This is a genomic window from Ornithinibacillus liuyingii (genome assembly GCF_055550225.1).
The window spans coordinates 190,018-216,382 of the sequence record NZ_JBPWOS010000009.1 but is presented as its reverse complement, the minus strand read 5'-3'; the positions used below and the strand labels follow the sequence as shown (position 1 = coordinate 216,382).

Annotated in this window: 23 protein-coding genes and 1 rRNA gene; 1 reads left to right on the top strand and 23 read right to left on the bottom strand. The window is 38.1% G+C overall.

Features of this window, described 5'->3' with window-relative positions; genetic code table 11:
- The 11 genes from ACSKT4_RS13820 to ACSKT4_RS13770 form a co-directional block, all read right to left on the bottom strand.
- A 16S ribosomal RNA gene (locus ACSKT4_RS13820) occupies positions 1-97 on the bottom strand; the annotation flags it as partial.
- Positions 98-596: 499 nt separating this feature from the next.
- The gene (locus tag ACSKT4_RS13815) at positions 597-1,538 is read right to left on the bottom strand and encodes a nuclease-related domain-containing protein (protein WP_465823621.1); all 942 of its coding nucleotides are present in this window, start codon (positions 1,536-1,538) and stop codon (positions 597-599) included.
- A gap of 624 nt (positions 1,539-2,162) precedes the next feature.
- Complete coding sequence (locus ACSKT4_RS13810; protein ID WP_465823620.1) at positions 2,163-4,127, bottom strand: acetate--CoA ligase; 1,965 nt, start codon at positions 4,125-4,127, stop codon at positions 2,163-2,165.
- Between the two features lie 135 nt (positions 4,128-4,262).
- A complete protein-coding gene (locus tag ACSKT4_RS13805; RefSeq protein WP_211741185.1) occupies positions 4,263-5,510 on the bottom strand; it encodes a SulP family inorganic anion transporter in 1,248 nt (415 codons plus the stop codon).
- 175 nt (positions 5,511-5,685) lie between these two features.
- Positions 5,686-5,817: a hypothetical protein gene (locus ACSKT4_RS13800; RefSeq protein WP_255488055.1), complete on the bottom strand. Its 132-nt coding sequence runs from the start codon at positions 5,815-5,817 to the stop codon at positions 5,686-5,688.
- Between the two features lie 51 nt (positions 5,818-5,868).
- Entirely contained in the window at positions 5,869-6,471 is a 603-nt protein-coding gene (locus ACSKT4_RS13795) for a class II aldolase/adducin family protein (RefSeq protein ID WP_211741184.1), read from the bottom strand.
- Complete coding sequence (gene otnK / locus ACSKT4_RS13790) at positions 6,464-7,741, bottom strand: 3-oxo-tetronate kinase (protein ID WP_465823619.1); 1,278 nt, start codon at positions 7,739-7,741, stop codon at positions 6,464-6,466. The genes ACSKT4_RS13795 and otnK overlap by 8 nt, the downstream gene beginning before the upstream one ends.
- A gap of 44 nt (positions 7,742-7,785) precedes the next feature.
- The gene (locus ACSKT4_RS13785) at positions 7,786-9,048 is read right to left on the bottom strand and encodes a TRAP transporter large permease (protein ID WP_211741183.1); all 1,263 of its coding nucleotides are present in this window, start codon (positions 9,046-9,048) and stop codon (positions 7,786-7,788) included.
- On the bottom strand, positions 9,048-9,524 hold the full coding sequence (locus ACSKT4_RS13780) for a TRAP transporter small permease (protein WP_211741182.1): 477 nt from the start codon (positions 9,522-9,524) through the stop codon (positions 9,048-9,050). Before ACSKT4_RS13780 ends, ACSKT4_RS13785 begins: the two co-directional genes overlap by 1 nt.
- Before the next feature lie 65 nt (positions 9,525-9,589).
- Complete coding sequence (locus ACSKT4_RS13775; protein ID WP_211741181.1) at positions 9,590-10,588, bottom strand: TRAP transporter substrate-binding protein; 999 nt, start codon at positions 10,586-10,588, stop codon at positions 9,590-9,592.
- 18 nt (positions 10,589-10,606) lie between these two features.
- Positions 10,607-11,632: a zinc-dependent alcohol dehydrogenase gene (locus ACSKT4_RS13770; protein ID WP_186868445.1), complete on the bottom strand. Its 1,026-nt coding sequence runs from the start codon at positions 11,630-11,632 to the stop codon at positions 10,607-10,609.
- Positions 11,633-11,853: 221 nt separating this feature from the next.
- Here ACSKT4_RS13770 and ACSKT4_RS13765 point away from each other — a divergent pair, with 221 nt between their 5' ends.
- A complete protein-coding gene (locus ACSKT4_RS13765; RefSeq protein ID WP_465823618.1) occupies positions 11,854-13,632 on the top strand; it encodes a PrpR N-terminal domain-containing protein in 1,779 nt (592 codons plus the stop codon).
- Positions 13,633-13,810: 178 nt separating this feature from the next.
- Here the strand turns inward: ACSKT4_RS13765 and ACSKT4_RS13760 are convergent, their stop codons facing one another.
- The 12 genes from ACSKT4_RS13760 to ACSKT4_RS13705 form a co-directional block, all read right to left on the bottom strand.
- Positions 13,811-14,116 carry a Zn-ribbon domain-containing OB-fold protein gene (locus ACSKT4_RS13760; RefSeq protein WP_186868443.1) on the bottom strand — a complete coding sequence of 102 codons (306 nt, stop codon included), beginning with the start codon at positions 14,114-14,116 and terminating at the stop codon, positions 13,811-13,813.
- 4 nt (positions 14,117-14,120) lie between these two features.
- Entirely contained in the window at positions 14,121-15,251 is a 1,131-nt protein-coding gene (locus ACSKT4_RS13755) for a thiolase C-terminal domain-containing protein (protein ID WP_465823617.1), read from the bottom strand.
- Positions 15,248-16,741: a class I adenylate-forming enzyme family protein gene (locus ACSKT4_RS13750; protein WP_186868441.1), complete on the bottom strand. Its 1,494-nt coding sequence runs from the start codon at positions 16,739-16,741 to the stop codon at positions 15,248-15,250. Before ACSKT4_RS13750 ends, ACSKT4_RS13755 begins: the two co-directional genes overlap by 4 nt.
- A 5-nt stretch (positions 16,742-16,746) precedes the next feature.
- Positions 16,747-17,238, bottom strand: a complete 492-nt coding sequence (locus tag ACSKT4_RS13745; RefSeq protein ID WP_255488054.1) for a PPC domain-containing DNA-binding protein — start codon at positions 17,236-17,238, stop codon at positions 16,747-16,749.
- Entirely contained in the window at positions 17,231-17,995 is a 765-nt protein-coding gene (locus tag ACSKT4_RS13740) for an SDR family oxidoreductase (protein WP_186868439.1), read from the bottom strand. Before ACSKT4_RS13740 ends, ACSKT4_RS13745 begins: the two co-directional genes overlap by 8 nt.
- Positions 17,996-18,018: 23 nt before the next feature.
- Positions 18,019-19,368 carry a TRAP transporter large permease gene (locus tag ACSKT4_RS13735; RefSeq protein ID WP_211741176.1) on the bottom strand — a complete coding sequence of 450 codons (1,350 nt, stop codon included), beginning with the start codon at positions 19,366-19,368 and terminating at the stop codon, positions 18,019-18,021.
- Positions 19,365-19,844 carry a TRAP transporter small permease gene (locus ACSKT4_RS13730; RefSeq protein WP_465823616.1) on the bottom strand — a complete coding sequence of 160 codons (480 nt, stop codon included), beginning with the start codon at positions 19,842-19,844 and terminating at the stop codon, positions 19,365-19,367. Before ACSKT4_RS13730 ends, ACSKT4_RS13735 begins: the two co-directional genes overlap by 4 nt.
- Before the next feature lie 19 nt (positions 19,845-19,863).
- Positions 19,864-20,871: a DctP family TRAP transporter solute-binding subunit gene (locus ACSKT4_RS13725; RefSeq protein ID WP_186868436.1), complete on the bottom strand. Its 1,008-nt coding sequence runs from the start codon at positions 20,869-20,871 to the stop codon at positions 19,864-19,866.
- Between the two features lie 13 nt (positions 20,872-20,884).
- Positions 20,885-22,210: a (Fe-S)-binding protein gene (locus ACSKT4_RS13720; protein ID WP_186868435.1), complete on the bottom strand. Its 1,326-nt coding sequence runs from the start codon at positions 22,208-22,210 to the stop codon at positions 20,885-20,887.
- On the bottom strand, positions 22,203-23,618 hold the full coding sequence (locus ACSKT4_RS13715; RefSeq protein ID WP_186868491.1) for an FAD-linked oxidase C-terminal domain-containing protein: 1,416 nt from the start codon (positions 23,616-23,618) through the stop codon (positions 22,203-22,205). Before ACSKT4_RS13715 ends, ACSKT4_RS13720 begins: the two co-directional genes overlap by 8 nt.
- Before the next feature lie 139 nt (positions 23,619-23,757).
- Entirely contained in the window at positions 23,758-24,867 is a 1,110-nt protein-coding gene (locus tag ACSKT4_RS13710) for a CdaR family transcriptional regulator (RefSeq protein ID WP_465823615.1), read from the bottom strand.
- A gap of 257 nt (positions 24,868-25,124) precedes the next feature.
- A complete protein-coding gene (locus tag ACSKT4_RS13705) occupies positions 25,125-26,036 on the bottom strand; it encodes a DMT family transporter (protein ID WP_255488053.1) in 912 nt (303 codons plus the stop codon).
- Positions 26,037-26,365: the final 329 nt, after the last annotated feature.

The window sequence follows — 26,365 nt, the reverse complement described above, 5'->3', positions numbered from 1 at the left end:
TCACCCCGAAGGGATCAATTAATTTCACTCGCTCGACTTGCATGTATTAGGCACGCCGCCAGCGTTCGTCCTGAGCCAAGATCAAACTCTCCAAAAAGTTTGTCTACGATTGACACCAATCAATCATAGGTAATTCTTAGCAAAGAAGCTGCTAGCTTCTGTAATTCTTTACATAGAAAAAACAGGGTATGTTTTTTCTTGACATACTGGTTGTTTTGTTCAGTTTTCAAGGAGCAAATCGTTTATCGTTATTTCAACGACAACTTTTATATCATACCACTATTGCTCAATCAATGTCAATAGTTTTTTTAAAAGTTTTTATTTGCTTTTGCCGCTTAATTTAGCGACAAGAAATAATATATCATACTATTAATCATAAAGTCAAATACTTTTTTAAAAATCTATGATAAATAATATGATAGATTAATAATATACCTTATATCACGATCAATTGCAATACCTAAAATACATATTTCAATTCAAGCACTCCCTTCACTTAACCTTATAAAGTAATAAGTTCAGAAGTAAAATAATAAAATAAATAAAACAAAATAAAATCAAGTTTGTCTTTAAGAAAGTTAATTTTTGATCATATACTACCTTCTCCATCTCCTATGAAGTGGATCATACATAAGGTTACTAGATTTTAATAAGCGTGTAGTAACATCCTTACTCGATACATTTAATAATTTCATACACTCTTTGTTACTTATATAAGGATTTATTAAGATAAGATAATCAGACAATGCTTTGAGGTGTGCCTGTTTGGACACAGACTTACATCGCATACAAATCCACTTGCCATGCCCTCTCTTCATCCCTAGTGTTTGACATTTTGGGCACTGAACTCCAGAAAGAAAATCATTACGACTTATTTGGTATTCCTGCAATATATCAATTTCGAAGTCTTTATTCTCTTTTAATATCCTCTTACCAATTAGATGACTTTTCTGTTTCATAGTAGTATTTATTTCATTATCTATATTAAGTACTTTATTTGGAAGGTGATTAGCGTGGAGTACAATTTCTGCAATTGCCGCCTGATCTCCTATAACATCAATAATTGTATTTGGGTCACTAAAAACCACGAAATAACGTACTGGTATGTGACGGGAAAGGTTTTGCTCTAGCCAAGTTTCCAATAATAACTTCTGATTTTCAGCCTGTGCAATAGGATGACGATACCCCATCTCAATATCACCATCACTACGAATACACTGGTTTAGATTAGTATCGAAAGTAATTTTATTACTATAATCCTTCATCTCTATAATATAAATCGCTTTTTTCGAAATTATGATAGAATCCATTTGAAAAATTCTCTTATTCACTTCCAAGCAAACATCATGAAGAATAGTAAATTTATCCGCTAATAGCTCAATATAGTAATCAATATGTTTTTCTCCTTCATATCCCTTTCTTCTATTTCTTTCATCTTGTTTGATTTCATAAATCCTAGGGAAGTCTGGTCTTAGTCGCGGAATAAGTGCTTGTAATTTCTTTAATGTAATAGGAACTTTTCTATTTAATATAACCATGCCCTTAACACCCCATCATTTTTATAATGATTATAGTTAAGGTGTGGTTCCTTGTCATATTGATAAATTAGTAAAGTCGCATTGAAATTAATAGTTAATATTTTTGATTGCCTATAATAGAAGATAATTTTAGTTTACCTATTATATATAAATTTAACATTTGATAAAATTACATTTCGCAACCAATGTAAATCTAATCCCATGATGTGTTTCGCGCGGAATGGACGTAAACTCGCGCAACTAATAATAAATTTCGCGCGGGCTTCATTGTAAATCGCGCGACAGATTGTTTGTCGCGCGAATATCAGAACTTCTCGCGCGGTTTCAGTATTCTTCGTGCGAAACATTGAGGTTCTCGCGCGACTTTGGAGCGTTTTCGCGCAATTTTTGGTTTTCTCGCGCGATACCCACTCATCCCGGAACTTCTCGCGCGATTTTCAGATTCTCCCCGCGATATTAGCCATCCCCGCAAGACCCCAGAACTCTCCGCGCGCCTTTTGCTCATCCTCTCGCGATTCCCCATTATTCCCGCGCGCGACTTCTAAACATCCTTGAGAACCCACTCCCTCCCCACATCCCAACAAAAAACGGAACAGCAACCTACTGTCCCGCTTATTAAAGCCCTTATATTTTTGTTCGACTATTAATGGTCTCTTGAATGTGTGCAACGGTACTTGGGTCCTCAAGCCCTGTAATATCTCCCGTGACGTTACCTTTTACTACAATTTCCTTCAATAGCCTACGCATAATTTTTCCACTTACTGTTTTTGGTAGGCTCTTTGAAACGATAATTTCCTTTGGTCTTGCAATTGCCCCAATTTGATCCACGATACTGGCAGTTATGTTGCTTAATAGTTCATCTAATTCTATATATCCTTCTGCAAGTCGAACAAACACTACTGGTACTTCTCCTTTGATGGTATCGGGTACTCCAATGACAGCAACCTCTGACACCCCATCTACCTCTAGAACGGCACTTTCCATTTCCATTGTACTTAATCGGTGTCCGGCAACATTGAATGCATCATCAGAACGGCCAACGACCCATATGTAGCCGTCTTCATCGATTAATGCTAAGTCAGAGGCAAAATAGCAGCCCTCTACTTGGCTGAAATAGGCATTGTAATAGCGTTCGGGTTCCTTCCATAACGTACGGCAGAGCATTGGGAATGGCTTTCGGATAACAAGGTTCCCTAACGTATTCGGTTCCACTGGTTTTCCGTCATAATCAACAACCGCGACATCCGCACCTAGGAATTGAATTCCCGCTGATCCAGGCTTCATCGGTGTTAGCCAGGCAGCTCCTGCTATCGGGCAGCCTGCTGTTTCCGTTTGTCCCCATGTATTATTTACGGCAATGTTCTTCTTCCCAAGGGTTTCATAAGTCCAACGCCATGTCTCCGCATCAAACGGCTCACCAACTAAGGAAATCACATCAAGGTCACTTAGGTCGTATTGATTTAGAACCTCATCTCCTAAGCTTTTTAACATCCGCAATGCGGTTGGTGCGGTGAAAAGCTTGTTCACACGATATTTTTCTATAATTTGATAAAAGCGGTCCTTGGTCGGATAATCTGGTGCCCCTTCATAAACTACTGTTGTGACACCATTTGCTAAGGAACCTACAATTCCCCATATATGCATCGTTAACCATCCGATATCCGCAGAGCACCAGAACACATCGTCATCTTTATGATCCATATGATATTTGGCATAAATATAATTTTGGACTACAAACGCCATTCCAGAATGAACTACCCCTTTTGGCTTACCGGTTGTTCCGCTTGTATAAAATACAATCCCTGGCTCATTCGCCTCGATTCTTTCTGGCTCACAGTCCTTACTCATTTTTGCTCGTAAATCCTCCCACCAATAATCGCGGCCTGGTTCCATGTTAACCGTTGTTCCAAATCGATTGACCACAATGACCGCCTCAACAGAAGGAATCTCCGGAACAACATGGTCGACTTTTTCCTTTAAGTAAATCGTATTACCACGACGCTGGGTAGCATCTGCTGTTACCATTACTTTTGGTTCAAAGGCGGTCAAACGATCTTTCAACGACTTTTCGGAGTACCCTGAGAAAATCGCGTTATAAACCGCACCAATACGGAAACAAGCAAGCACTGCGATGAACGCCTCTGCTAAATTCGGAAGGTAAATCGCGATGCCATCCCCCTTTTTCACACCTAGAGAACGTAATGCATTGGAAAAACGATTCACTTCTGCTAGTAACATATTATACGTAAAAAACTTCGTATCGCCATTTTCTCCTTCCCAAATCAGTGCGGTACGATTACCCGCTCCCTTTGCAATGTGCCGGTCTAGTAGATTGATGCTAGGGTTGCTAATTCCCCCTTCAAAAAAGTGAAAATCAGGAAGGCTTCCAGACATCGTAGTTTCCCATGGCTCATACCATTCCAGCTCCTTGGCTACACTTTCCCAGAAGCTTGCCGGATCAGCTTGAGATTGGGCTAATAGTTTTTGGAATGCTTCTGTAGATCCAATTGATGTAGTACGTGTTTTTTCTTCATCCGGGTAGACAAGTTTACTATTTTCCACTACCTGTAAAATTCCACTTACATCCATCTTCATTGCCTCCTCGTATTCAATGTTTTTTTCCACCTCCCATTATAACTAATATTCTGAAAATATGGAATATAACTTTAGTATGAATTGTTATGAGTTGATACTAATTCAGAAAAGATAACGTCCACTTATCTCTTATTTTTGGTTTGTTAATAGTGTTAATCCCAAAGACACTATAATCCCAAATACAATCCCCAAAAACACATCGATAAATAATGTAGTGGCAAATGTAACGATAAACGGTAGTGCCTGCAGGCTATTACGCTTCAAGTTTAACGGTGTAAAGTTGATTAAATTCTTTACCGCAATAATAATGATTGCCCCTAATGTAGCTTTCGGTAAGAAGTATAAAAATGGCGTGATATAAAAGATTGCTAGTAACATAAATAACGCTGTAATGATGATAGATAGGTTACTTTTTGCACCGGACTCATAGCTTACTGCTGCTCGCGATACGGCACCTGCAACCGGAATGGAGCCTGCGAATGAGCTTGCCATATTGGCAAATCCTATACCAATTAACTCTTGATTCGGATTTAACGATTCACGATCCTTATCTGCCAATGTCTTCGCTACGGAAAACGATTCAAAAAAGGAAATAAAACTAATGGTTATGGCGATGGGTAAAAGTGACAGGATGATATCGACAGTTGGCATTTGTAAACCTACTCCGATTATATCCCGCGGAATCGAGCCAACTATTTCAATCCCTTCTTTATTTAAATGAAAAAAATCGACTACTAACACCGAAAGGATAATCACTACTAACGGGCCAATCTTTACATGGAACTTTTTCTGAAAAAGTATGAGAATGAAAATACTTCCTAGTCCAATTGCCAAGGTTAATATGTTCATCATAGGAAGATGAGTAAATACCTGATTCAAATAGGAGAAGAATCCTTGGTAGCTCGGCAAATCTACCCCTATAATCGAAGGGAGTTGATTAAGCATAATGATTATGGCAAGTGCAGAAGTGAAACCATAGATGACGGAAGTTGAAATATATTTTAGAATGGATCCAACCCTCACTAGCCCCATGACAAGTTGGATAGCCCCAACTAAGAAGGCTAACATAATAATTAGCATGATATACTCTTTCGAACTTGGTTGAGCCATACTGGATAAGCCTGTTAATGATAAAAGTGATATAACAGATACTGGACCTACGGACAGATATCTCGACCCGCCAAAAAGTCCATAAACGAACAACGGAATCGTGGCCGCAATTAATCCCATCGCAATAGGAACCCCAGCAACAAGTGCATATGCCATGCTTTGAGGAAGTAATAAAAATGTAACAATAATCCCCGCCGTAATATCATCTGTTAAATAGGAAAGTCGATAGGATGCTAACGGTCCTAACCCTGGAAATAGCTTATGCATTTTTTTAAATCCTCCTATTGTCCAAGCTATATCTGTACTATATTAGACAAGTCGGATTTTTATTACTGAACAGATGGACATGTTTACTAATATTCCAGCGCATATTGCGATCATGACAGATACCATTCTATAGAAAAAAACCGAACTACGATTCAGAGAATCCGTTCGGTTTTATCTAGTTGACATATTCTTCAGGATTTGGAGGGGGTTTTTCAGGATTTGGAGCACCTTCTTGAGGATTTGAGCGTCTTCTTTCAGGATTTGCAGCACCTTCTTCAGGATTTACTACACCCTCTCCCGTTTCCAAGCCCCTCTTTTCTGCTTTTGCAGCACTCTTCCAATCCCTAATTACTACCCATCACGTTATCAAGTTAGCTCTTTTTTGGTCATTACGTAGCTCCCAGGCTATTCTTGCACTTTCCTCTAACTCTTCTAGTGCGTAGAAGGCAGATAATAAATCCTTATCGCCTACTACTGGTCCATGATTTTGCAGGATGTATCCATCGCTATCATGAAGTCTGTCCTTGAAATATTGAAATAAGGTTTCTGAGCCTGGCTTACCATATGGTACTAGACCAATCGTTCCAATTTTCATTTTTAAATACGGGGTATAGGATGGGATGATGTCCCTTTCATTCTCATGCTTTAAGCATGACCATAACGTTGAATAAAAGCTATGTGTGTGGATAACAGCTTGTATGGAATCATCCTTATCATATAACGTTTTGTGAAGAGGAAGCTCCTTACTTGGTTTAATCCCCGTAAGATGTTCCCCATCACGACTCGTTACGGAAAAATCTTCTTTCGTTAAATTTCCGAAGCAAGTTCCGCTACCAGTAATATAAATGTTACCTTCGTGGATAAAGCTCATGTTGGCAGAGGAGCCTGTAGCCTTATCTCTATCAAATAAAGCCTTCCCAATCCATATAGCATCTGATATTTTTTTCTCTAGGCTAGTCAATGGAATCACCCTTTGTCATGTTGGCAGCTTTGATAAAGAAATCCTTATCTCCAAAGTTCCCTGATTTCAACACTAGACGTATGTCTTTATTTTGGGTTGGTACCATGATTGGAACACCTGGATCGATGCTATCGCCCACTAAATAGGAATTGTATCCTAGTGTTTTTGTTACCGCCCCAGAAGTTTCACCACCTGCTACAATAATACGATTGTAGCCATTGCTAACTGCATTCTTCGCAAGAAATGCTGTTGTTTTCTCCAATAGTTCTGATACTTTTTCTCTTCCAGCCTTCTGAGCCTCTTTCACATTCTCAGGCTTATCAGAGCTATAAACTAAGATTTCATCTTCTTCTGAAGCTTGAATTTGTTCCCATAACATTTCTTTTGTTTGTGTCCCATCAGCCAATTGGAATGGGTCAATTCTAAATGAAGGCTTGTTTAATTTCTTAAATTCTTCTATTTGTTGTAGGGTTGCTACCGAACAACTTCCCGCTAGAATAATCGCCTTTCCATTAGTGGAGCTTCTTTGAAATTCCACCTGAGAATTCTCATGAAGGTATTTACGACCAAGTTCCGTCATTAGACCTGATCCACCGGTTAATAACGGTAAATCACCAAACAACTCTACTATTTTTTGTGCGTGTTTTTCCTCCACATAATCAGGAATCACATAAAAATGTTCTTTATCTTTCCCAAAATCCTCAATTAAGGATAAAATTTCTTCATTAGGTAATTCTAATTGTTCATGGTTAATCTTAAGACTTGGATATTTCCCTTGTGGCTCCATTAAATTCGCTATGTTAGCATCCCACATTGGTGTTAACGGATGGTGTCTCATGTGCGTCTCATTTAGAGGCACACCATTCACAATCAATTGCCCATCCTTCACGATTCTTCCATTAACCGGAAGAGCTGGGACAAGAACTGTATAATGAATATCGTACTTTTCTAATACCCCATCAATGATAGGACCAATATTGCCCTCTTCAGTAGAATCGAATGTAGAACAATACTTACTATATAATTGTGTTGCGCCATGATTCTTCAACCACTGGAAAGCCTCTAATGATTCTGATACAGCTTTTGCTTTCTCTTCTGTTCTTGTTTTCAAGGCAATGACAACGGCGATATTTTCCTCATCTACCTGATAATCTTCTGCCGGTATCCCATTGTATAGATACGTTTTGATACCTTGTTTAGCCAGGAAGGAAGCCGCGTCGCTCCCACCTGAAAAATCATCTGCTACGATACCTAAAATAATCTTCCCCATATCTAAATTCCTTTCTTAACCTATTTATTTACCTATGCCAATACTTATTTTGTGAAAATAGTTGTTATTTCAGGAACAAATGTCACGAGCATTAAAACAGCGATCATAATTACCCAAAACGGTAATAGCTTTTTCGATAATTCCATAATAGGGACTCCTGAAATATTACTTGCCACATACATAGAAGTTCCTACAGGTGGAGTTAATAAACCAATCGTCAAGTTAATAACCATGACTAAACCGAACTGTACAGGATCTACACCTAAACTTCCTGCTACAGGGGCTAAAATCGGTGCTAATAACATAATGGCCGGGCCACTATCTAAGAACATCCCTACTACTAATAAAATTAAGTTGATAATTAGTAATAATAAAATTGGATTATCTGTAATACTCAATAATGTAGAGGTTATTTGTTGTGGAATTTGTTCACTTGATAATAACCATCCAAATAGTGACGTAGCAGCAATAATAGTAGAAATAATAGCTGTACTTAATGCTGCATCAAAAAATATCTTCGGTAAGTCCTTTAATTTAATTTCTTTATAAACAAATGCACTAATGATAAAGGCGTAAACAGCAATGATTGCTCCACCTTCTGTAGCTGTGAATGCGCCACCTCTAATACCTACAATAATAATAACAGGCATCGCTAACGCGAAAGCAGCTCGCTTAAAGCTAGTCCATACACCTTTTAAGCTAACTTTCCCTTCTTTCGGGTAATTCTTTCGCTTCGCTACAAAATAAGAATACACAAAGAATCCCAATCCAATTAACACACCGGGAATAATACCAGCTACGAATAAGTCTCCAATCGAGGATTGTGTTGTTACACCATAGATAATTAACGCTATACTTGGTGGTATGATTAGCCCAATACTTCCTGATGCGGCTACTAAAGCAGCAGAGAATCCGGCATCATACTTTCTTTTTTTCATTTCTGGCACCATAACAGAACCTAAAGCAGCTGTATCTGCTACACCAGAGCCTGAAATACCACCCATCATAATTCCACTTGTGGCAACAACATGCCCTAAAGCACCTTTAATATTCCCAACAATCGATAATGCAAAATCGATGATTCTTCTAGTAATTCCACCATGCCCCATAATTGACCCAGCTAGCATGAATAAAGGAATGGCCATAAAAGGGAATGAATCAAGTGCTGTAAATAATCGTTGACTTAAGACAACAATTGGATAATCACTAGCCAGCATCGCTCCGATTGAGGAAAGTGCTAGAACAAAACCAATTGGTACGCCTAACACAAGAAGTACTACAAACGTTCCAAATAAAATAGCACCCATTATTGCTCATCCCCTGCCTTTCTAATGATTTGTATGGTTTCACTTAAAACAAAATAGATTAATAGTATTCCTGAAATCGGAATAACAATGTAAACGAGCTCCATCGGTAATGATAAAGATGGACTGGATTGTCTAGCTCCTAATTTAACAAATTCAAATCCACTATAAGTTAATATTCCTGAGAAAATTAAAACTAGCATATTATTAAACACCATGAGCGTTTTACGACTAACACCAGTTAATTTTCGAACTAACATATCTAATGCAATATGGGATCCATATTTTATCGCAACAGCCATCCCTAAAAATGAAACCCAAACAAATGTATAACGGGCTAATTCCTCAGTCCATGTCAACGGGCTATTAAATAGATACCTAGATATTACTTGCGCAGTAACAACGGATACCATTAAAAACATCAGGAATCCACAAACATAATACAATGTCTTCACCAGAATCTTATCCAGCTTTTGCACTGTTAACACCTCTCATCTGTAATAAAGGAGGAGCAAAGAAAACTCTTCACTCCTACTTCTTTTTTCTATTTAAGTGCTTCTACAATTCGGTTATAAAGATCGATATCAATTGTCTCTGCAAATTCGCTGTGAGATTTTCTAGCTTCCTCAGCGAACGCTTCTACATCAGGCTCTATTACTTCTAGCCCTTCACTTTTCATTGTTTCAAGAATTTCATCTGTTTGTTCACTTACAAGTTGATTCTCATATTCTGTCGCGATATCTGCTGCTTCTTGTATAATTTCTTGTTGTTCAGCTGATAGCTTAGACCAAGTCATATCACTCATTGCTAGTGTCACATACTCGTACTTATGTGCTGTTAGAGATAAATAATCTTGTACCTCATGGATACGTCCACCAAAAATAAATGGAATAGGATTTTCTTGTGCTTCGATAACATTTTGCTCTAAACCAGTGTACACTTCATTCCATGCCATTGTTGTTGGGGAAGCTCCCATTGCTTGCCATGTATGTTCCATCGCTTTGATTTCCGGTATTCTCATTTTCAAGCCTTTAATATCGGCTACTGTTTCGATTGGTTTGTTCGCCGTAATATGTCTTGGTCCGCGATCCCACCAATTTAAGATTCTAATATCAGATGCTTCTAAGACACGATTAGCAATTTCTTGTCCTACTTCACCATGAATTACTTTGTTATATTCTTCTTGACTACTAAATAAATACGGAAGTTCTAACAATTGAATAGAGTCTTCAAAATTTCCTAAAACCCCTGCAACTAAAGCAAAGTCAACCGTACCAATTTGCATACCTTCTGCCATATCTCTATCTCCACCAAGTGTAGAGTTTGGATAGATTTCAACTTTCATATTACCTTCTGAAAGTCGTTCTACTTCTTCTTTAAATTTCACTGCTCCATCATGCCAAAGATCATTCTCTGATTGAATATGTCCTAATTTAAGTGTTACCGCATCTCCTCCTTTAGAAGATGAATCATCTGAACACCCTGCCATTACAAAGCCTATGATGATAAGTAGTGCAATTAATTTCGTTGAAGTCCTTTTCATTTTTTCCATTCCCCTTTTCTATTTATCTACTTCTACAATTACTTTAACGACATTTTCTTTCTTTTCGTTAAGTATATCTAGCGCTTTTTGTGATTCCTCTAATGGGACACGTTGTGTAATGAAATCGCTTAAATCTAGTCCCTCATTAACTAACTGATTAGCTTTTTCAAAATCCTTTGTTTCATACGTCATTGCGCCAAATAAGGATATTTCATTGAATACAAAGCTATACGTATCCACTGGTATTTGCTTCGTAATCATTGCAACAATTCCTACTTCTCCACGTTTTCTTACGATAGACGATGCTTGATCTATGATACCTGGAGCATCAGCAGCTACAATTGCCACATCAACACCTCTACCATTAGTAAATTCTTTAATTTTTGCCTCAACATCATCTTCGATTGGATTTAATGCTAATATGGCTCCTTGCTTTTTAGCCATTTCCAAGTTAAAAGGCTGTGTATCGGTACAAATGATATTTTTATAGCCTGCTTCTCTAGCCGCTACTAATGTTAACAATCCGATTGTTCCAGAACCTAAAATAGCAATCGTATCTTTCTCTGGTACGGTAATTCGTTCAATCGCATGAATACCTACCGCTAGTGGTTCTACTAATGTACCAATCTCATAGCTAATATCATCTGCTATTTTATAGACAATATCCTCAGGTGCGTTAAAGTATTCAGAGAATGTTCCAATCCATCCTGGGACACCAGGTGCCTTTTTACCGGTACATAGATTTAATAAATCCTTTTCACAAAACTCACACTCACCACAACCAATATGCGGCTCTACTGTTACACGATCACCGATACGAAATTTGGTTACATCTGGTCCAACTTCAACCACTTCACCCGCGATTTCATGTCCTAGTATTGCAGGTGGCTTACGGAATGCATGGGTCCCTTTAAATAGATGTAAATCCGAACCACAGACACCTACCGTTTTCACTTTGATAAGTACTTCGTTCGCTTTAATCTTTGGAACCTCTATATCCTGTATTTCAATTTTTGTTGGTTCTACTACTACTGCTGCTTTCAAATTGCTCCCCCCAAGTTGTTATTAGAAAACTTACTTTTCATATTAACACATCCTGAAGCGCTTTCAACTATTAAAATATTCATATTCGTTTCATTTTGAAACGTTTTACATTTTTCTAATTATTAGCAAACTGTTTTTAGTATCATTTTAAAACGTTCTCTTGTTTGAAAATTAAAATATGATAGAATGTGAGTATGATTATGGAACTAGAGGTGTTGCATTTGAAAAAGATAAAGGTTCTCGCCATAGCCCCTTATCAAGGCTTAAAGGATCTCATTGATAAAGTGGCAGGTGAAATGAATGAGTTAGAGGTTCACACATTTGTTGGGGATATGTTGAATGGTGTAAAGCTTGTACAATCGAAAGCAGATCTGGATTATGATTTTATTCTTTCCAGGGCTGGGACGGCAGAATTAATTCAAAAGATAACGGACTTACCGGTTATCGACATGAAGCTATCTATTATTGATATGATGCGAGCGATTAAACTTGCACAGAACTATTCTGGTAGGTTTGGAATAGTAGGATTTAAGAGTATAACAGATACCGCAAATATAATTGGACAACTTAATAACGACGATCTTGAAATTCAAACGTTGCACTCTATCGCCGAAATAGAAAAAGCCATCGCTCATTTAAAAGCAAATGGAGTTAGCTTGATAGTAGGCGATGTTATCACTGTTAGACACGCTAAGAAAATGGGACTGCATTCTATCCTTGTTACATCTGGTAGAGAAACGGTGATGAATGCATTTTCCGATATTATTTCGGTCAATCATTATTTATCAGCAACCAAGGAGAAAACGATTATAACAGAGAATATCATACGCCATTCAAATGAAAGCGTTTTAGTCTTTAATGAGGGGAAAGAGGTTATTTATTCAAGCATGAAAGAAAACGATGAGATTTCCTCTATTCTAGTAAAGGAATGCGCTTCAGCGTGCAGTAACATAGAAGATGAGGACGACCTTGTTATAGTGAAGTCAATCCAACAAGATTCTTATCATATTACTAGAAAGAAGCTTTCCATAGTGGGTAAAACCTATCCTACGTACTATTTGAAAAAGCTTCATTCACCTTTGAAACCGATGGATAAGTCTATTCTCTATAAAAATAGTACCGATTCACCACAAGTAGATCTAGATACGTTCACGACATCCAATAAACTATTTACCAATGTCATTGAAAATGCAAGGTCACTGGCTGAAACGGACACACCGATACTGCTGTATGGTGAAAAAGGAACCGGAAAAGATACGTTAGCCCATGCAATTTTTCAAAGAAGCCGCTTTCGCAATAAACCAATGGTAATCATTGATGTCATGTATATGAATGATAAAAAGTGGGAGTTGCTTTTCGAATCTGACAACTCACCTTTTTTAGAAGAAGATATGACAATTTACATCCGTAACTTACATCTTCTAAACGATGAATACCAGCTATTATTGGAGTCCTATTTTAGTAATTCATTTGTGCACAAAAGGAACCGGTTAGTTTTCACATGTGATAGCAATTATTCGAAAGCCATGGAACAAGGGCCATTTATGCTTTACCTAAGAAATGAATTAGCTGTATTTCCATTAACTTTACCTTCTTTAAATGAACGAAAAGAAGATATTCCAAGCATTGTCAGTCTATTCTTAAGTGAAATGGCGCCCAAATACAGCAATCAGATATTAGGACTAAAGCCTGAGGCACTTAATCGATTACAGAACTTTCACTGGACTTATAATTTAGACCAATTAAAAAGGGCAGTTGAAGAATTATTTGTTTTAACGAATGATTTTTATGTGGATGAAGATACAGTTAAAATCGTTTTAAACAGCATTACTATTACAACTCCAGAATCTACGAATCCACTAATCCATACTAATAAAACATTAGATCAACTAAATAAGGAAATCATTGAACAGGTCCTAATAGAAGAAAATTACAACCAAACGAAAGCAGCAAATAGATTAGGTATAAGTAGAAGTACACTATGGCGTAAGATTAAGTGATTGGGGACAGGATTACTGTCTCCAATCTGTGTAAGTACAGGCAAATCTCCTACTTCTCTTTATAGACTATTTTCTTTAGTATAAATAGCGTAATACTACTAAGGGAGGGGGAAAGTCACTCCTCCAATCCTTTACCATCAAAGAAGCTGTGAGCCTAAGCCCACAACTTCTCCAACTTTTATCCCACCCGTTCAAACATATAAGCACTATCTTTAACATCTTTAAACATAACCTGGTCACCAATTTTTACACGTTCCTTCATAAATCCGGTCACCTTTAGCTTCTCAGTTAGCTCAACTAACACCACTTGATAAGGTGCTAAATCAACATATTCTGGTGGAGCGATATGAATCGTTGTGTAGCTGTAGACAGTGCCACTGTTGGGTACGTCCACCTTTTCAAATTCTGAAGAACGACATGTGGGACAATAGTATTTACTCGTAATAGATTCATATCCGCATTTCTTACATTTATATGCTTCCATATCGTTACACCCTCTCCAAGATGTGAACGGTGGAATACGATCCCGTTCCGCCTAAATTTTGCGCTAATCCAATCCTAGCCCCATCAACCTGATTCGGTGCTTTTCCACGTAATTGCAGTACGATTTGATAAATTTGAGAAATCCCTGTTGCCCCGATAGGATGACCTTTTGATAATAAGCCACCACTTGTATTAATCGGTACCTCACCATTTGGCTTTGTTTTACCTTGTTCTACAGCTAAATATCCTTCTCGTTTTGCAAAAAATCCTAATTCTTCAGAGGAAAGAATCTCCGTCATCGAGAAGCAATCGTGAATTTCGACTACATCAATATCCTTCGGCCCAAGTCCTGCTTTCTCATACGCGATTCGACCAGATTCTCCTACAGCAGGAATCGATAAAAGTTCGACCGCATCTTGCATTTGTGTTGGACCGGAAGCTTGTGCACTTGCCAATACGTGAATATCCGATTTTTTCTTAGAAAGTACGATTGCTGATGCTCCATCCGTTGTCGGCGAGCAATCAAACAATCCAAGTGGCTCAGTAATCATTCGCGCAGCCATAATTTCCTCCATAGAAGTTGCCTTTTTAAACTGAGCTAGTGGATTATTTAACGCATTCTCTCTATTTTTCAACGCTACCATGGCAAGATGTTCTTTAGTTGCTTCGGTTTCATAAATATACCGATTAGCAAGTACACCAAAGAAACCTGGGAATGTTAATCCAGCATGTTTTTCATTGGAATCATTATCCATAGCTGCATTAATTGCTTTCGTTACCTCAGAGGTGGACACATGTTTCATCTTTTCCACTCCAGCGACTAATACAGTCTCATACTCACCACTCATGATTCCTAAAATAGCTTGCCTTATTGCTATTCCGCCTGATGCACATGCACCTTCCACTTTTGCCGTCGGGATATAACCCAGACCTAAGTCGTTCGCAATAATCGCCCCTAGAATTTCCTGGTTATAAATCGAACCGCCCATAAAGTTCCCAACAAATACCGCATCAACTCTAGGATTTCCAGCATCATGTAACGCTTCTATAGATGCATCTAACAATAAATCCTTTAACGTGCGGCTTTCTAATTTTCCAAATTGAGTCATTCCAATACCATGAACATATACACTCATTCTTTCACAACTCCCACCGCTTCAAGATGCTGTTTCTTTAACTCCCTCTTCAGTATCTTTCCATATGAACTTTTTGGAAGACTTTCAACAATATACACTTCTTTCGGTTTCTTAAAGCTAGCTAAGTGTTGCTTACATAGCTCAATTAACTCGTCTGCATCGACAATCTCTGTTCCATTTGGCACAACATAAGCGACAATAGATTCTCCCCATTTGTCATCAGGAACACCGATCACACACGTTTCTTTCACACCGGTATGTTTATTCAATACCTCTTCTACTTCACGAGGATAAATATTGACACCACCAGATATAATTACATCTTTAATTCGGTCGACAATATGTAAATACCCTTCTTGATCAACCCAGCCTAAATCTCCAGTCTGCAACCAACCATTAACCAGCGTCTTCTCTGTCGCTTCTTTATTATTCCAATACCCTTGCATAACCAAGGGACCTTTACACACAATTTCCCCAACTTCCCCGGTGGGTAGTTCTTTTCCATCTTGATCAACAATCTTCATTTCTACAAAGGGACCTGTTCTTCCACAGGATTCCAAACGATTGGATAATTCATTTCTTGGCATGACCGTAATACACATGGGCGCTTCAACCTGCCCATAAGTCTCAACAAACTTGGTTCCAAGCTTCTCTAGTGCTAACTTCAATTTACTAGCAGCGATTGGAGAGCCCGCCATATTAATTGATTTCACCCCAACCATTTTACTAGGATCAAATCCTGGATGTTGAATCATCAAATTTACCATTGTTGGTACTAGAAAAATGACGGATACATTGTCCCTAGCAATATCATCAATAAAATCTTCTGGGTTAAATTTATTGTAGATAACTTGTGTGGTCCCGTGTAACCAAGCGACATGGGATAAGAAATTAGCACCATGGGTTAACGGTGCAACATGTCCAATCACATCCTGATTATTAACTTCACATACTAAACTCAACGATAGTGCTCCTGCTAAAATATTTTTATGACTAAGCATAACTCCCTTTGGATTCCCAGTTGTTCCAGAGGTATACATGATAGCAAATATATCATTCTCATCTACAGTTTCCGTCACAACTTCCCCTTCATATTCTGCCAACACTCGTTCATAGTCCTCTCCAACATAAAGACTTTCCACCTCTACCTCAATCGGATTAATCAGATCTTTTTCTCCAATTAAAATAGCTAAATTCGCATCCTCTACCTGAAATTTATGCTCATTTGGATGAAGCTTATAATTAAGTGGTACTTTAATAAACCCTCCATATGCAGCAGCAAGATCCAGCTCTACATACTCTAGCCGATTCGACATGAGAACCCCAAAACGGTCTCCTTTTTTTAGTCCCTTACGTTTAAGAAATGATGTGATTGCCATAGCCCGTGTGTACAGTGTACGGTAGCTAATCGATTTGTCTCCAAACTTTACTGCAATTTTATTCGAATAGGCACGAATAACTTTATTCGCTTGTGATCCTATTGTCCCCATAATGCTCATTCCCCCCTTTGTGTAAATTGAAATACTGGAAGATTCCACATAGGATCAATCCTTCGTTGTAAATGAATATCACTTGTAGGTTGAATGACATACTCCATCGTGACAGCCGTTGGATTCTCACCACGCAGGAAGTGGCCACCAGAAATCGTCCCATTACTATCTACATAAAGGCCATGATAATGAATATCCAACTCCCCCTTTGCATCTAATCCGATAAATCCCGTACCTGCCAACAACTCCACTGGATTTTCCAAATAAATCGGCTCAGAATAACCGATTTCCCCTTGTTCATTTAGTGCAATCTGGACTAATCCTACTCTTGTTAAGGAGCCGATACACTGAAAGGTTGCTGTTTGAATACCATGCTCTTCACATACTTGAATAATGCCTTCGAATAAATCCACATCTTTCGTCAATCTACCCATTACACACTGGTCGTTCGTACCGACAACACTTTGGATTTGTTCGGCAAAATAGGTTTTAGCCAATATCGACACCTCCATCCACACGTAATGTCTGTGCCGTCGTATAGCCAGCTGAAGGAGAAGCAAAATAACATACCGCTTCGGCAATATCATCTGGTGTCCCCATCCGCTTAATCACTTGCTGATCAAAATTGTAGTCAAGACCTTGGGTAATACCTGTTTCAGTAGCACCAGGCGCCACCGAATTACAGGTAATGCCATACTCGCCTAATTCTTTAGCAATCCATTTTGTTAATGCAATTAATGCACCCTTTGAAGCGGCATATGCTGGCCCTGAACGGCCTTTTTTCGAGCCTTGATGACTAGATAGTACACCACCATTGATTCCAGAAACGGAGCTAATATTAATAATTCGACCATACTTATTTGCCAACATATGCGGATACACCACTGCCTGCGAGAATAGATACGCTGCCTTAACATTTGTATCCATATCACGATGCCAGATTTCCTCTGTCGTCTCTTCTAAATCAACTCTCCCACATGTTCCAGCATTATTTACTAAAATATGAACCTGACCATATTCCCTTATCGTATCAGCCACCACTTCTTGGACAAAAGAGGCATCCCGAATGTCACCTAATTTTTCCAATATCCTAACATCCTCACGAATGGTACGAATTTTCGCTATCGTTTCTTCACAAGACTTCAAATCTACTAATGTGATGTTCACACCTCGTTCTGCTAACTTGCATGCAGATGCACCCCCAATACCACCTGCGGCACCCGTTATAATAGCCACTTGCCCTTTTAAATCCACAGTAAAATCTCTCCCTTCAACTATTAATCTACATTTAATAAATCTGGTAAGAAGTTAGATATAGCAGGAATATACGTAATGCACAGCAATACCATTATTGCTACGATAACGAATGGAATAATTGCCTTCGATACATCTACTAGAGATGATTTGGATATTCCACTTGCAACATATAAATTCAGTCCAACTGGAGGAGTAAATAATCCGATTGCTAAATTAACCGTCATAAACACACCAAATACCGTTGGATCAATGTCAAAAAATAAAATAACTGGTAACAATATTGGCACGAATATATACAATGCAGATATCGCATCGATAAAAGCTCCTGCAATTAGGAGGATGATGTTAATCAAAAGTAAAATCACAATAGGATTTTCTGATATACTTAATAATGCATTTGAAATATCTCTAGCTATCTGTTCCGTCGTAATGATATATGCAAAAATAGATGCTGTACTAACAATGAACATCACGACTGCTGTTTGTACCGACGCATCAACAAAGATCTTGTAAAGCTTCTTCCAAGTTAATTCACGATAAATAAAAGCCCCGACAAAAAGTCCATAGAACACCGCAACTACTGCTGCTTCAGTAGGAGTAAATTTACCTCCGTAAATCCCACCTAAAATAATGACTGGAATCAATAATCCCCATAATGCTTGATAAAATGATTTACCGACTTCAGGTAGTGACGCACGCTCTGTCGTTGCTGCTATTTCTCCATCCAGATTTGCCTCATCTGTAGTAAGCTTCCGTTCACTGCGATCACTTCTCCAGCGAACATATATCATCGCTAGAACCAATCCAATTCCTAATAAAACACCTGGTACAATACCAGCTATAAACAATCGACCAATCGACACTGGAATTTGGTCTCCCGCTACAACCGCAAAGACAATAAACGCGATACTCGGTGGAATTATAATGCCAATCGAACCAGAACTAGCTACTAAACCTGCAGCTGTTTCTTTCTTATAACCATTTTTCACTAAAGCAGGGATGAGAATTCCCCCAATAGCTGCAACTGTCGCTGGCCCTGAACCAGAGATTGCCGCAAAGAATACCGCTACAATAACGGTAATAAATACAATGCCACTTTTATAATGTCCAACTAAAGCTTGTGCAAAATTAATTAATCTTTTGGAGATGCCGGAATGCTCCATAATGACACCAGCTAAAATGAAAAAAGGAATCGCAAGTAATGTAAATTTAGCAACACTTGCGTACATAATATCCGCTATCAGGTTAAACCCTCTTGTACCAAGCGTAACGAATAGAACCATCATCGAGGAAACAGCAAGAGAAAGGCCAATCGGTATTCTTAATAAAATAAGTAAAAAGAATACGCCGAATAGTAATAATGCAATCATGTTGTCCCCTCCTGGCTCAGTTCTTTCCACTCTTTTATAACCGCTTCAACTGAACGGATCGCACATAATAATGCTCCGATAGGTAATCCCAAAGAGAATATCCAACGTGGCCAACCTAATGCTGGAGTCGTTGAATTCATATCCAGTTGAAATTGAACCATTTCAAAACCAAAATAACTAAATAGTCCAAAGATACTAACCGAGATTACACCGATTATAATCGTAAGTATTCGCTTCAGTGATTCTGGCGATTTATCATAAATCAAGGAAAATCCAAGGTGCGCGTTTTTACGCACCCCAATAGATGTTCCAATAAACGTTAACAAGACAAATAAATTGATAGTTACCTCTTCCGTAAAAGCCAATGAAAGGTCGAAAAAATTTCTAGTGATAACATTACTAAAAGCGATAATCGACATAACCACTAAAGCAAGAACAACTATAATTTCTTCCAAACGGTTAAACCATTTAGCCACGTCGTTACCTCCTTTCGATTTAAGGGGTAAATGCCTCTAATAAATCCGCACCCCAAATAGCTTCATATTTATCGTAGACTGGTTGAACAGTTTCTTTAAACAACGCAAGTTCTTCTTCAGTTGGATAGTAGAATTGCATCCCTTTTTCTTCTAATTCAGTAATTTGTTCTGCCTCTACCTTTCGTGCTAGTTCCACCTGATAGTTAGCAGCTTCTGCCCCTAATCTCGTAATTAATTCTTGATCTTCTTCACTCATGGAATCAAATAGTTTTTTATTAATCCCTAACACTAATGGATCATAAGAATAGTTCCACATAGAAATATAATCTTGAACTTCTTCTAATCGAGAAGAGTGGATGACATCAATTGGGTTTTCCTGTCCATCAATTGTATTCTGTTGAAGCGATGTGAAAACTTCTGAGAATGTCATGGTTGATGGATTTGCTCCAAGTTCACGCCATAAGTCTGTGTACATCGTAATTCCAGGGATTCGAATTTTAAGCCCCTTAATATCCTCCGGAGTCTTAATTTCGCGAACACTATTGGTTACTTGACGGAAGCCATTCTGACCATAACCAAGAGGCTCTACACCAATTTCCCTTAAAATCTCCTTCAATGCTTCTCCACCATCACCATTAAACACTTCATCCACTTCATCTAAGTCTTTAAATAGAAATGGTGCACTTGCTACACCGAAACGCTCATCTAAAATCGAATAGATGATAGTTGAGTTAAAGGTTAAATCGATATTTCCCTTAGAAAGAAGCTCTACTGCTTTTCCCGAATCCCCTCCAGATAATTGTTCATTCGGAAACACTTCCACTGTAATACGGCCATCGGTTTCTGCCTCTAAATCTTCTGCAAGCTTCTCAGCCGCTTGATACCAAGTCGAAGTATCAGTAACCGTAACAGACATTTGGAGCTTATACTCCTTCTCTCCATCTGAATTCGAACCCGATGAACAGGCACTTACAAGAGAAATGACACACGCGAAAACTAGCATACTAATAATCTTATTCAATAACATTACCCCCCATAGTTTAATCCTTTATTAAGTATTCATAAATAAAATCCACAATGTGAAGCGCTTCCATTTTATCAGAAAGCCCAGCTCTATCAATCCCCAACTTCATCTGTAACAAACACCCTGGATTGGTCGTAATAATAATTTGTGAATCCGTATCTTTCACATTCTCCATTCGATCATCTAAAATCCTCATAGACATATCTTCATGTATCAGATTATAAATACCTGCTGAGCCACAGCATTGATCTGCCCCTTTTAGCTCGACAAAGTCTACATTTTCAATAGATTTTAAGATTTCCCTAGGTTCATTTACAACATGATTTACATTTCGTAGGTGGCAAGAATCCTGATAAGTAATGGTAATCTTCTCGCCTCCGGTATAACGTAAAGATAAATCCATTATTCCTTGCTTATATAGCAGTGATGTAATATCAACCGTTTTTCTAGAAAAAGCCCTTGCCTTGTCCAAATAATCTGGTTCATCCTTCAAGAGATGCTCATACTCGGATAAGAATGCTCCACAGCCTCCAGCATTATTCACGATATAATCCACTTCGTTCACATCAAAACTGTCTAAATTTTTTCTTGCGTTTTTCTTTGCCTTTTCTAGTTCTCCACTATGTCCATGTAGTGCACCACAACATACCTGGTTTTCCGGGACCCAAACATCACAACCTACCTTTTGCAGTAGCTTAATGGTTGCTTCATTTGTCTTGAAAAAGACCGAATTCATTAAGCACCCAGTAAAAAATGCTACCCTAGTCGACTTCTTCTCCGCAGGAAATACTCCACCTTGAATAGTTCGTTTCTTTTCTATTGGCGGTAACACCCTTTCCATGCCTTTCAATATATCAGGGAAAAAGGAAAGGATATTCATCTTCCGAGTAAGCGCTTGCATTCCAGACCTTTGATAAAACCGCACTAATCCCACGGTTTTTTCCATTTTATTTGGTTCTTGAAATAAGTGATCAAAGGCAACCTTTCTAACAACTTTCTCTTTAATAGATGGCTTCTTTTCCCGCTGGATTACATCTCGCGCATGTTCTAACAAATGTCCATATTCCACACCAGCCGGACATGCAGGTTCACATGCTCTACACCCTAGGCATAAGTCTAATGATTCCGCTATCGAGTCATCAAACGGAATATCACCATCCCGAACTGCTTTCATCATCGCGATTCTACCTCTAGGTGATTGGGCTTCATTATAATTGGAATGAATATAGGTTGGACAAGCAGGTAAACAGAATCCACAGCGCATGCAATCTAATAGCTTTTCTTCTTCCAAGTTCTCTTGAAATCCTCTTTGAATTTGCTCGGACAATGCTAAGTTAGACATTAGACATCACCAAACGTTCCTTAGTTGATTTAGCAAACATCTTTCCAGGATTCATGATATTCATTGGATCAATACCTTGCTTGATTGCTTTCATAACCTGGATTCCTGCCTCACCAATTTTCCACTCTAAATAAGGAGCTTTCATCTCGCCAACCCCATGCTCTCCCGTAATAGTTCCTCCGAGTTCGATCGAAGCGTGAAATATTTCCTCAAATGCCTGTTCCACCCTCTCCATTTCCTCTTTATCTCGTAAGTCCGTTAAACAAGTCGGATGTAAATTCCCATCACCAGCATGACCGAATGTACGGATGGTTACATTGTACTTCGCAGCAATTCGGATAATCTCTCGAACCATTGGTGCAATGTTAGACCTTGGTACAGTGGCATCCTCCAATATCGTTGTTGGACGAAGTTTTGCTAATGCGGATAATGCCTCACGTCTTGCAGAGCGCAAATCCTCTGCCTCTTCATCCGACTCTGCCTTTCGCAACTCGATTGCCCCATGTTCTGAACAAATTTGATACATTTTATCCATATCTTTTTCAACCGATTCAAGTGGGCCGTCTTGTTCTATTAATAGAACCGCTTCACAATGAGTAGGAAGGCCAATTTGCTTATAATCTTCTATCACCTGAACAGTTCCTTGATCCATAAACTCCAGTGTCGTTGGAATGATTCTCGCTGCTAAGATAGCCGACACAGCTTCGGCTGCCTCTTCTAATGTTTGAAACATCGCAAGAATTGTCTCTTTAAATGGTGGCTTTGGAATTAATTTCAACGTAGCTTCGGTAATAACAGCTAGTGTTCCTTCTGATCCAACTAGTAAACTAGTCAAATCATAACCTGCAACATCTTTTGCTAGTTTGCCCCCAGTTCGAATAATATCCCCATTGGGTAAAACGGCTTCTAACCCTAAAACATAATCTTTAGTTACACCATACTTGAGACCACGTAGCCCACCAGAATTTTCACTTATATTTCCTCCAATAGTTGAAATTTTCAGTGAACTCGGATCAGGAGGATAGAATAAATCAAGTCCTTCTACATAATCAATTAGCGTTTTCGTTATAACGCCTGGTTGTACGGTTACCGTCAAATTCTCTTGATCCAACTCCAGAATTTGATTCATATTCTTAAAGAGTAACACCACCCCGCCACTTGATGGGCTTGTTCCTGCTGATAAGTTAGTACCAGATCCTCTTGGAACAATCGGGATATGATGCTCCGCACACATTTTTACAATCGCAGCTACCTCATCTCTATTCCGAGGTGCAAGAACCAAATCCGGCAAGGCTTGGAAGTTGGCAGTTGCATCATAGGAATATGCTAGTCTTGCTGCATTGGAATATTCTACATTTTCAATCCCACAAATTGCTTGAAAGGACTGAATTAAGTTTTCCGTAATTATAGATATCCCCCTCTATCTCAATATATTGGCGCCTTGAAATTTATTATATTATTCAGAATCATAGAAATCTATATACCAGAGAACAAATATAATAAGGGTTTTAAGAATATTTTTTGTGCTACAGCACAATTTATCAGACTTATTCACTTAAAAAACGATAACCAATATACAAAATGACTAGATGATGTATTTTACTAGTCTTTAATCCTGTTAATTCTTCTATTCGTTTTAAGCGATAAAGCAATGTATTTTTATGAATATGTAATTCCTTTGCCGTTACTTGATTAGACATATCATTTCGAAACCAACTTGTCAGTGTTTGTAGCAATATCACTTCACTTTTTAGTGGTTCTATCGTTCGTTTGATAAAATTATTCTTAGTGACATCATCTAATGCCTGCTGTAAAATATCGAAGCGTAGTTCTTCCTCAAATACAATTGGTTTCTCATTGGAGGCTGCCTCACACGCCCGGTCTGCTTGTTCAAATGAGAGGTACAATTGTTCATAAGATGTAACTTGTCCAACACCCACTACCATCTCTATTTTCAATGTCTTCTCCATATCTCGGATAAAATTCACCAATTTTTGTTGTAGGATATTTTGATTGAATTTATCAGTTAGCAGCATTAATAGCTTATCCTGCCCCCACCTGATAAATAGTGTGTCCCCATCTTGATCCCAAACCGTATGTAATAGATTGATATCCTTGTAGGAGAATTGTAAAGTGGATAGATTGTTCTTTAATACTAATACTCGTTCATATTTACTCATATGAATACTAAAAAAACGACTTCGTTCCAAAAGAGATTTGGTCACTTCTTTAGAATTTATCCAATCGAACACAAAAAACTCTAGCTCACGTGCTTGTCTCTCTTCATTTGCTTGAATAATAGAATCCTGTACAAAAAGCTCCGCAACCTTTTGTACCAACATGGCAAAAGGCTGTACTACCTTAGGCTCCCCAGTAATTCCTATACAACCAATTGGCTTTTCCTCAATAATAATTGGTAAAACAACCCCCTTGCGTACACCTTTTAATGTTGATGTCAATTCCTCTGTCATAAACATATTTTGCTTCGTTTGCATAGCTAACAAAGCACCTTCATGAAAATCATTCATTCTTGATGGATCACTACTAGCAACGATAATCCCATCTTGATCCGTCAAAATGACATCCTCATTAATTAAGCGCTGTACTTCTTGAACAACTCGCGAATAAAATCTTCCTGTATGGAAAAGTTCGCTCATTCCCCATTCCTCCTTTATACTGGCCATTTGACAGAGACATTAGATAATTTGCTTGTAGCACAAAATTTCCGCGCTATTACATTTGTTAATTCGACATAATTAGACAGATTCCTTTAAATAGCGATATTGTTTTACAAAAACAAATCCCACTAAGCATCTCCTAGTGGGATTTGTTAATACATTCTTCTTCCATTATATAAGTTAAAGCACTTTCCATCGTATCGACTATAATTCTTGAAAATAGCATTCTGATTTCCTTAACTCGCCTCCCTTCTAACCTTGTATCTCCTATACATACTCTCACTAGCTCCCGTACCGAAAACAATCCCAACGATAATAAAGATAAATCCAATTACATGAAACAGATGTATCATTTCGCCCAAAAAGATAGCTGCACCAATTAACGCAAATAAGGTGTTTAAATTGAGAAAAATGGCTGACTCTGCAGGTCCTACCTTCTTTATCGCATAGTTATATGTCATATGACCGAATGCCGTAGCAAAGATAGCACTAAAGATAAAGATAGAAGCCATTTTCCAATCTACTAAACTCGCTAATTCGTTAAAGTCTTTCTTTAATATAAAACTATACAATATAATACAAACTGAACCAACCATCATCATATAACCAGTAAGTAGTCTTGGATCAAATGATGGCTTTAACTTACTTATAAACACAAAACTCAAGCCTTGTACAACGATACCTAAAAACACAAGCAAATCCCCTATAGAGACAGCTGCAAATCCATCTTCCCCTACTAATGTCGTAATCGCCACACCTACAAATCCGAGGATAAACCCAAATACTCTCCACCGTGATACAAACTGTTTTAATAGTATTCCTGAAATAATCATCGTAATTAATGGAGCCATCCCGATAATTAAACTACCATTGACAGCAGACGTAATTTCTAAGCCAACCGCAATAAATATATGATGGAGCACAACATTAAAAACGGATATGGATAAAATAATCTTCCATTCATTTTTATACGGGAGACGAAAAATCCCTAACCCATAACATCCAATTAATACCGCAACTCCTGCAACTAAAATTCTAAATCCAGTTATTAATATCGGATCAAAGCTAATGACTAACATTTTTAACGCAGAGACATTTAAACCCCACATGAACATAACTACTAGTAAAATGATATAAAGCTTTTTCAAGATGTCCTCTCCCATCTGACTGTCTTCCATTTAGAACCTTACTTCCACAACAAACGTTTAATATCTGCCATCTCCCTAAATAATCGTATTCCTCTAATCCAATTTATCACTATTTATTCGACTATTTTGCGTAAAATCCCTTTAATTTCATTTTATAAAATTCGTCGTTATACTACTGCACCGAATACGAATAGCTTTTAGTCAACTATAAACAAAGTCCTCCCACTCTCTTTAATCGTCTCGATGGAAAAGACATGTGAATGATTAGGAGAAAAATTCCCTTTATCAATCCAATAAGGAAGACACCTACTCTATTAACTGGATTGAGC

Excerpts from the sequence above, each read along its gene's own strand:
- ACSKT4_RS13815 (WP_465823621.1), bottom strand. The coding sequence starts at position 1,538 with ATGGTTATATTAAATAGAAAAGTTCCTATTACATTAAAGAAATTACAA.
- ACSKT4_RS13810 (WP_465823620.1), bottom strand. The coding sequence starts at position 4,127 with ATGGATGTAAGTGGAATTTTACAGGTAGTGGAAAATAGTAAACTTGTC.
- ACSKT4_RS13805 (WP_211741185.1), bottom strand. The coding sequence starts at position 5,510 with ATGCATAAGCTATTTCCAGGGTTAGGACCGTTAGCATCCTATCGACTT.
- otnK (WP_465823619.1), bottom strand. The coding sequence starts at position 7,741 with ATGGGGAAGATTATTTTAGGTATCGTAGCAGATGATTTTTCAGGTGGG.
- ACSKT4_RS13785 (WP_211741183.1), bottom strand. The coding sequence starts at position 9,048 with ATGGGTGCTATTTTATTTGGAACGTTTGTAGTACTTCTTGTGTTAGGC.
- ACSKT4_RS13775 (WP_211741181.1), bottom strand. The coding sequence starts at position 10,588 with ATGAAAAGGACTTCAACGAAATTAATTGCACTACTTATCATCATAGGC.
- ACSKT4_RS13760 (WP_186868443.1), bottom strand. The coding sequence starts at position 14,116 with ATGGAAGCATATAAATGTAAGAAATGCGGATATGAATCTATTACGAGT.
- ACSKT4_RS13755 (WP_465823617.1), bottom strand. The coding sequence starts at position 15,251 with ATGAGTGTATATGTTCATGGTATTGGAATGACTCAATTTGGAAAATTA.
- ACSKT4_RS13750 (WP_186868441.1), bottom strand. The coding sequence starts at position 16,741 with ATGGGGACAATAGGATCACAAGCGAATAAAGTTATTCGTGCCTATTCG.
- ACSKT4_RS13735 (WP_211741176.1), bottom strand. The coding sequence starts at position 19,368 with ATGATTGCATTATTACTATTCGGCGTATTCTTTTTACTTATTTTATTA.
- ACSKT4_RS13725 (WP_186868436.1), bottom strand. The coding sequence starts at position 20,871 with ATGTTATTGAATAAGATTATTAGTATGCTAGTTTTCGCGTGTGTCATT.
- ACSKT4_RS13720 (WP_186868435.1), bottom strand. The coding sequence starts at position 22,210 with ATGTCTAACTTAGCATTGTCCGAGCAAATTCAAAGAGGATTTCAAGAG.
- ACSKT4_RS13710 (WP_465823615.1), bottom strand. The coding sequence starts at position 24,867 with ATGAGCGAACTTTTCCATACAGGAAGATTTTATTCGCGAGTTGTTCAA.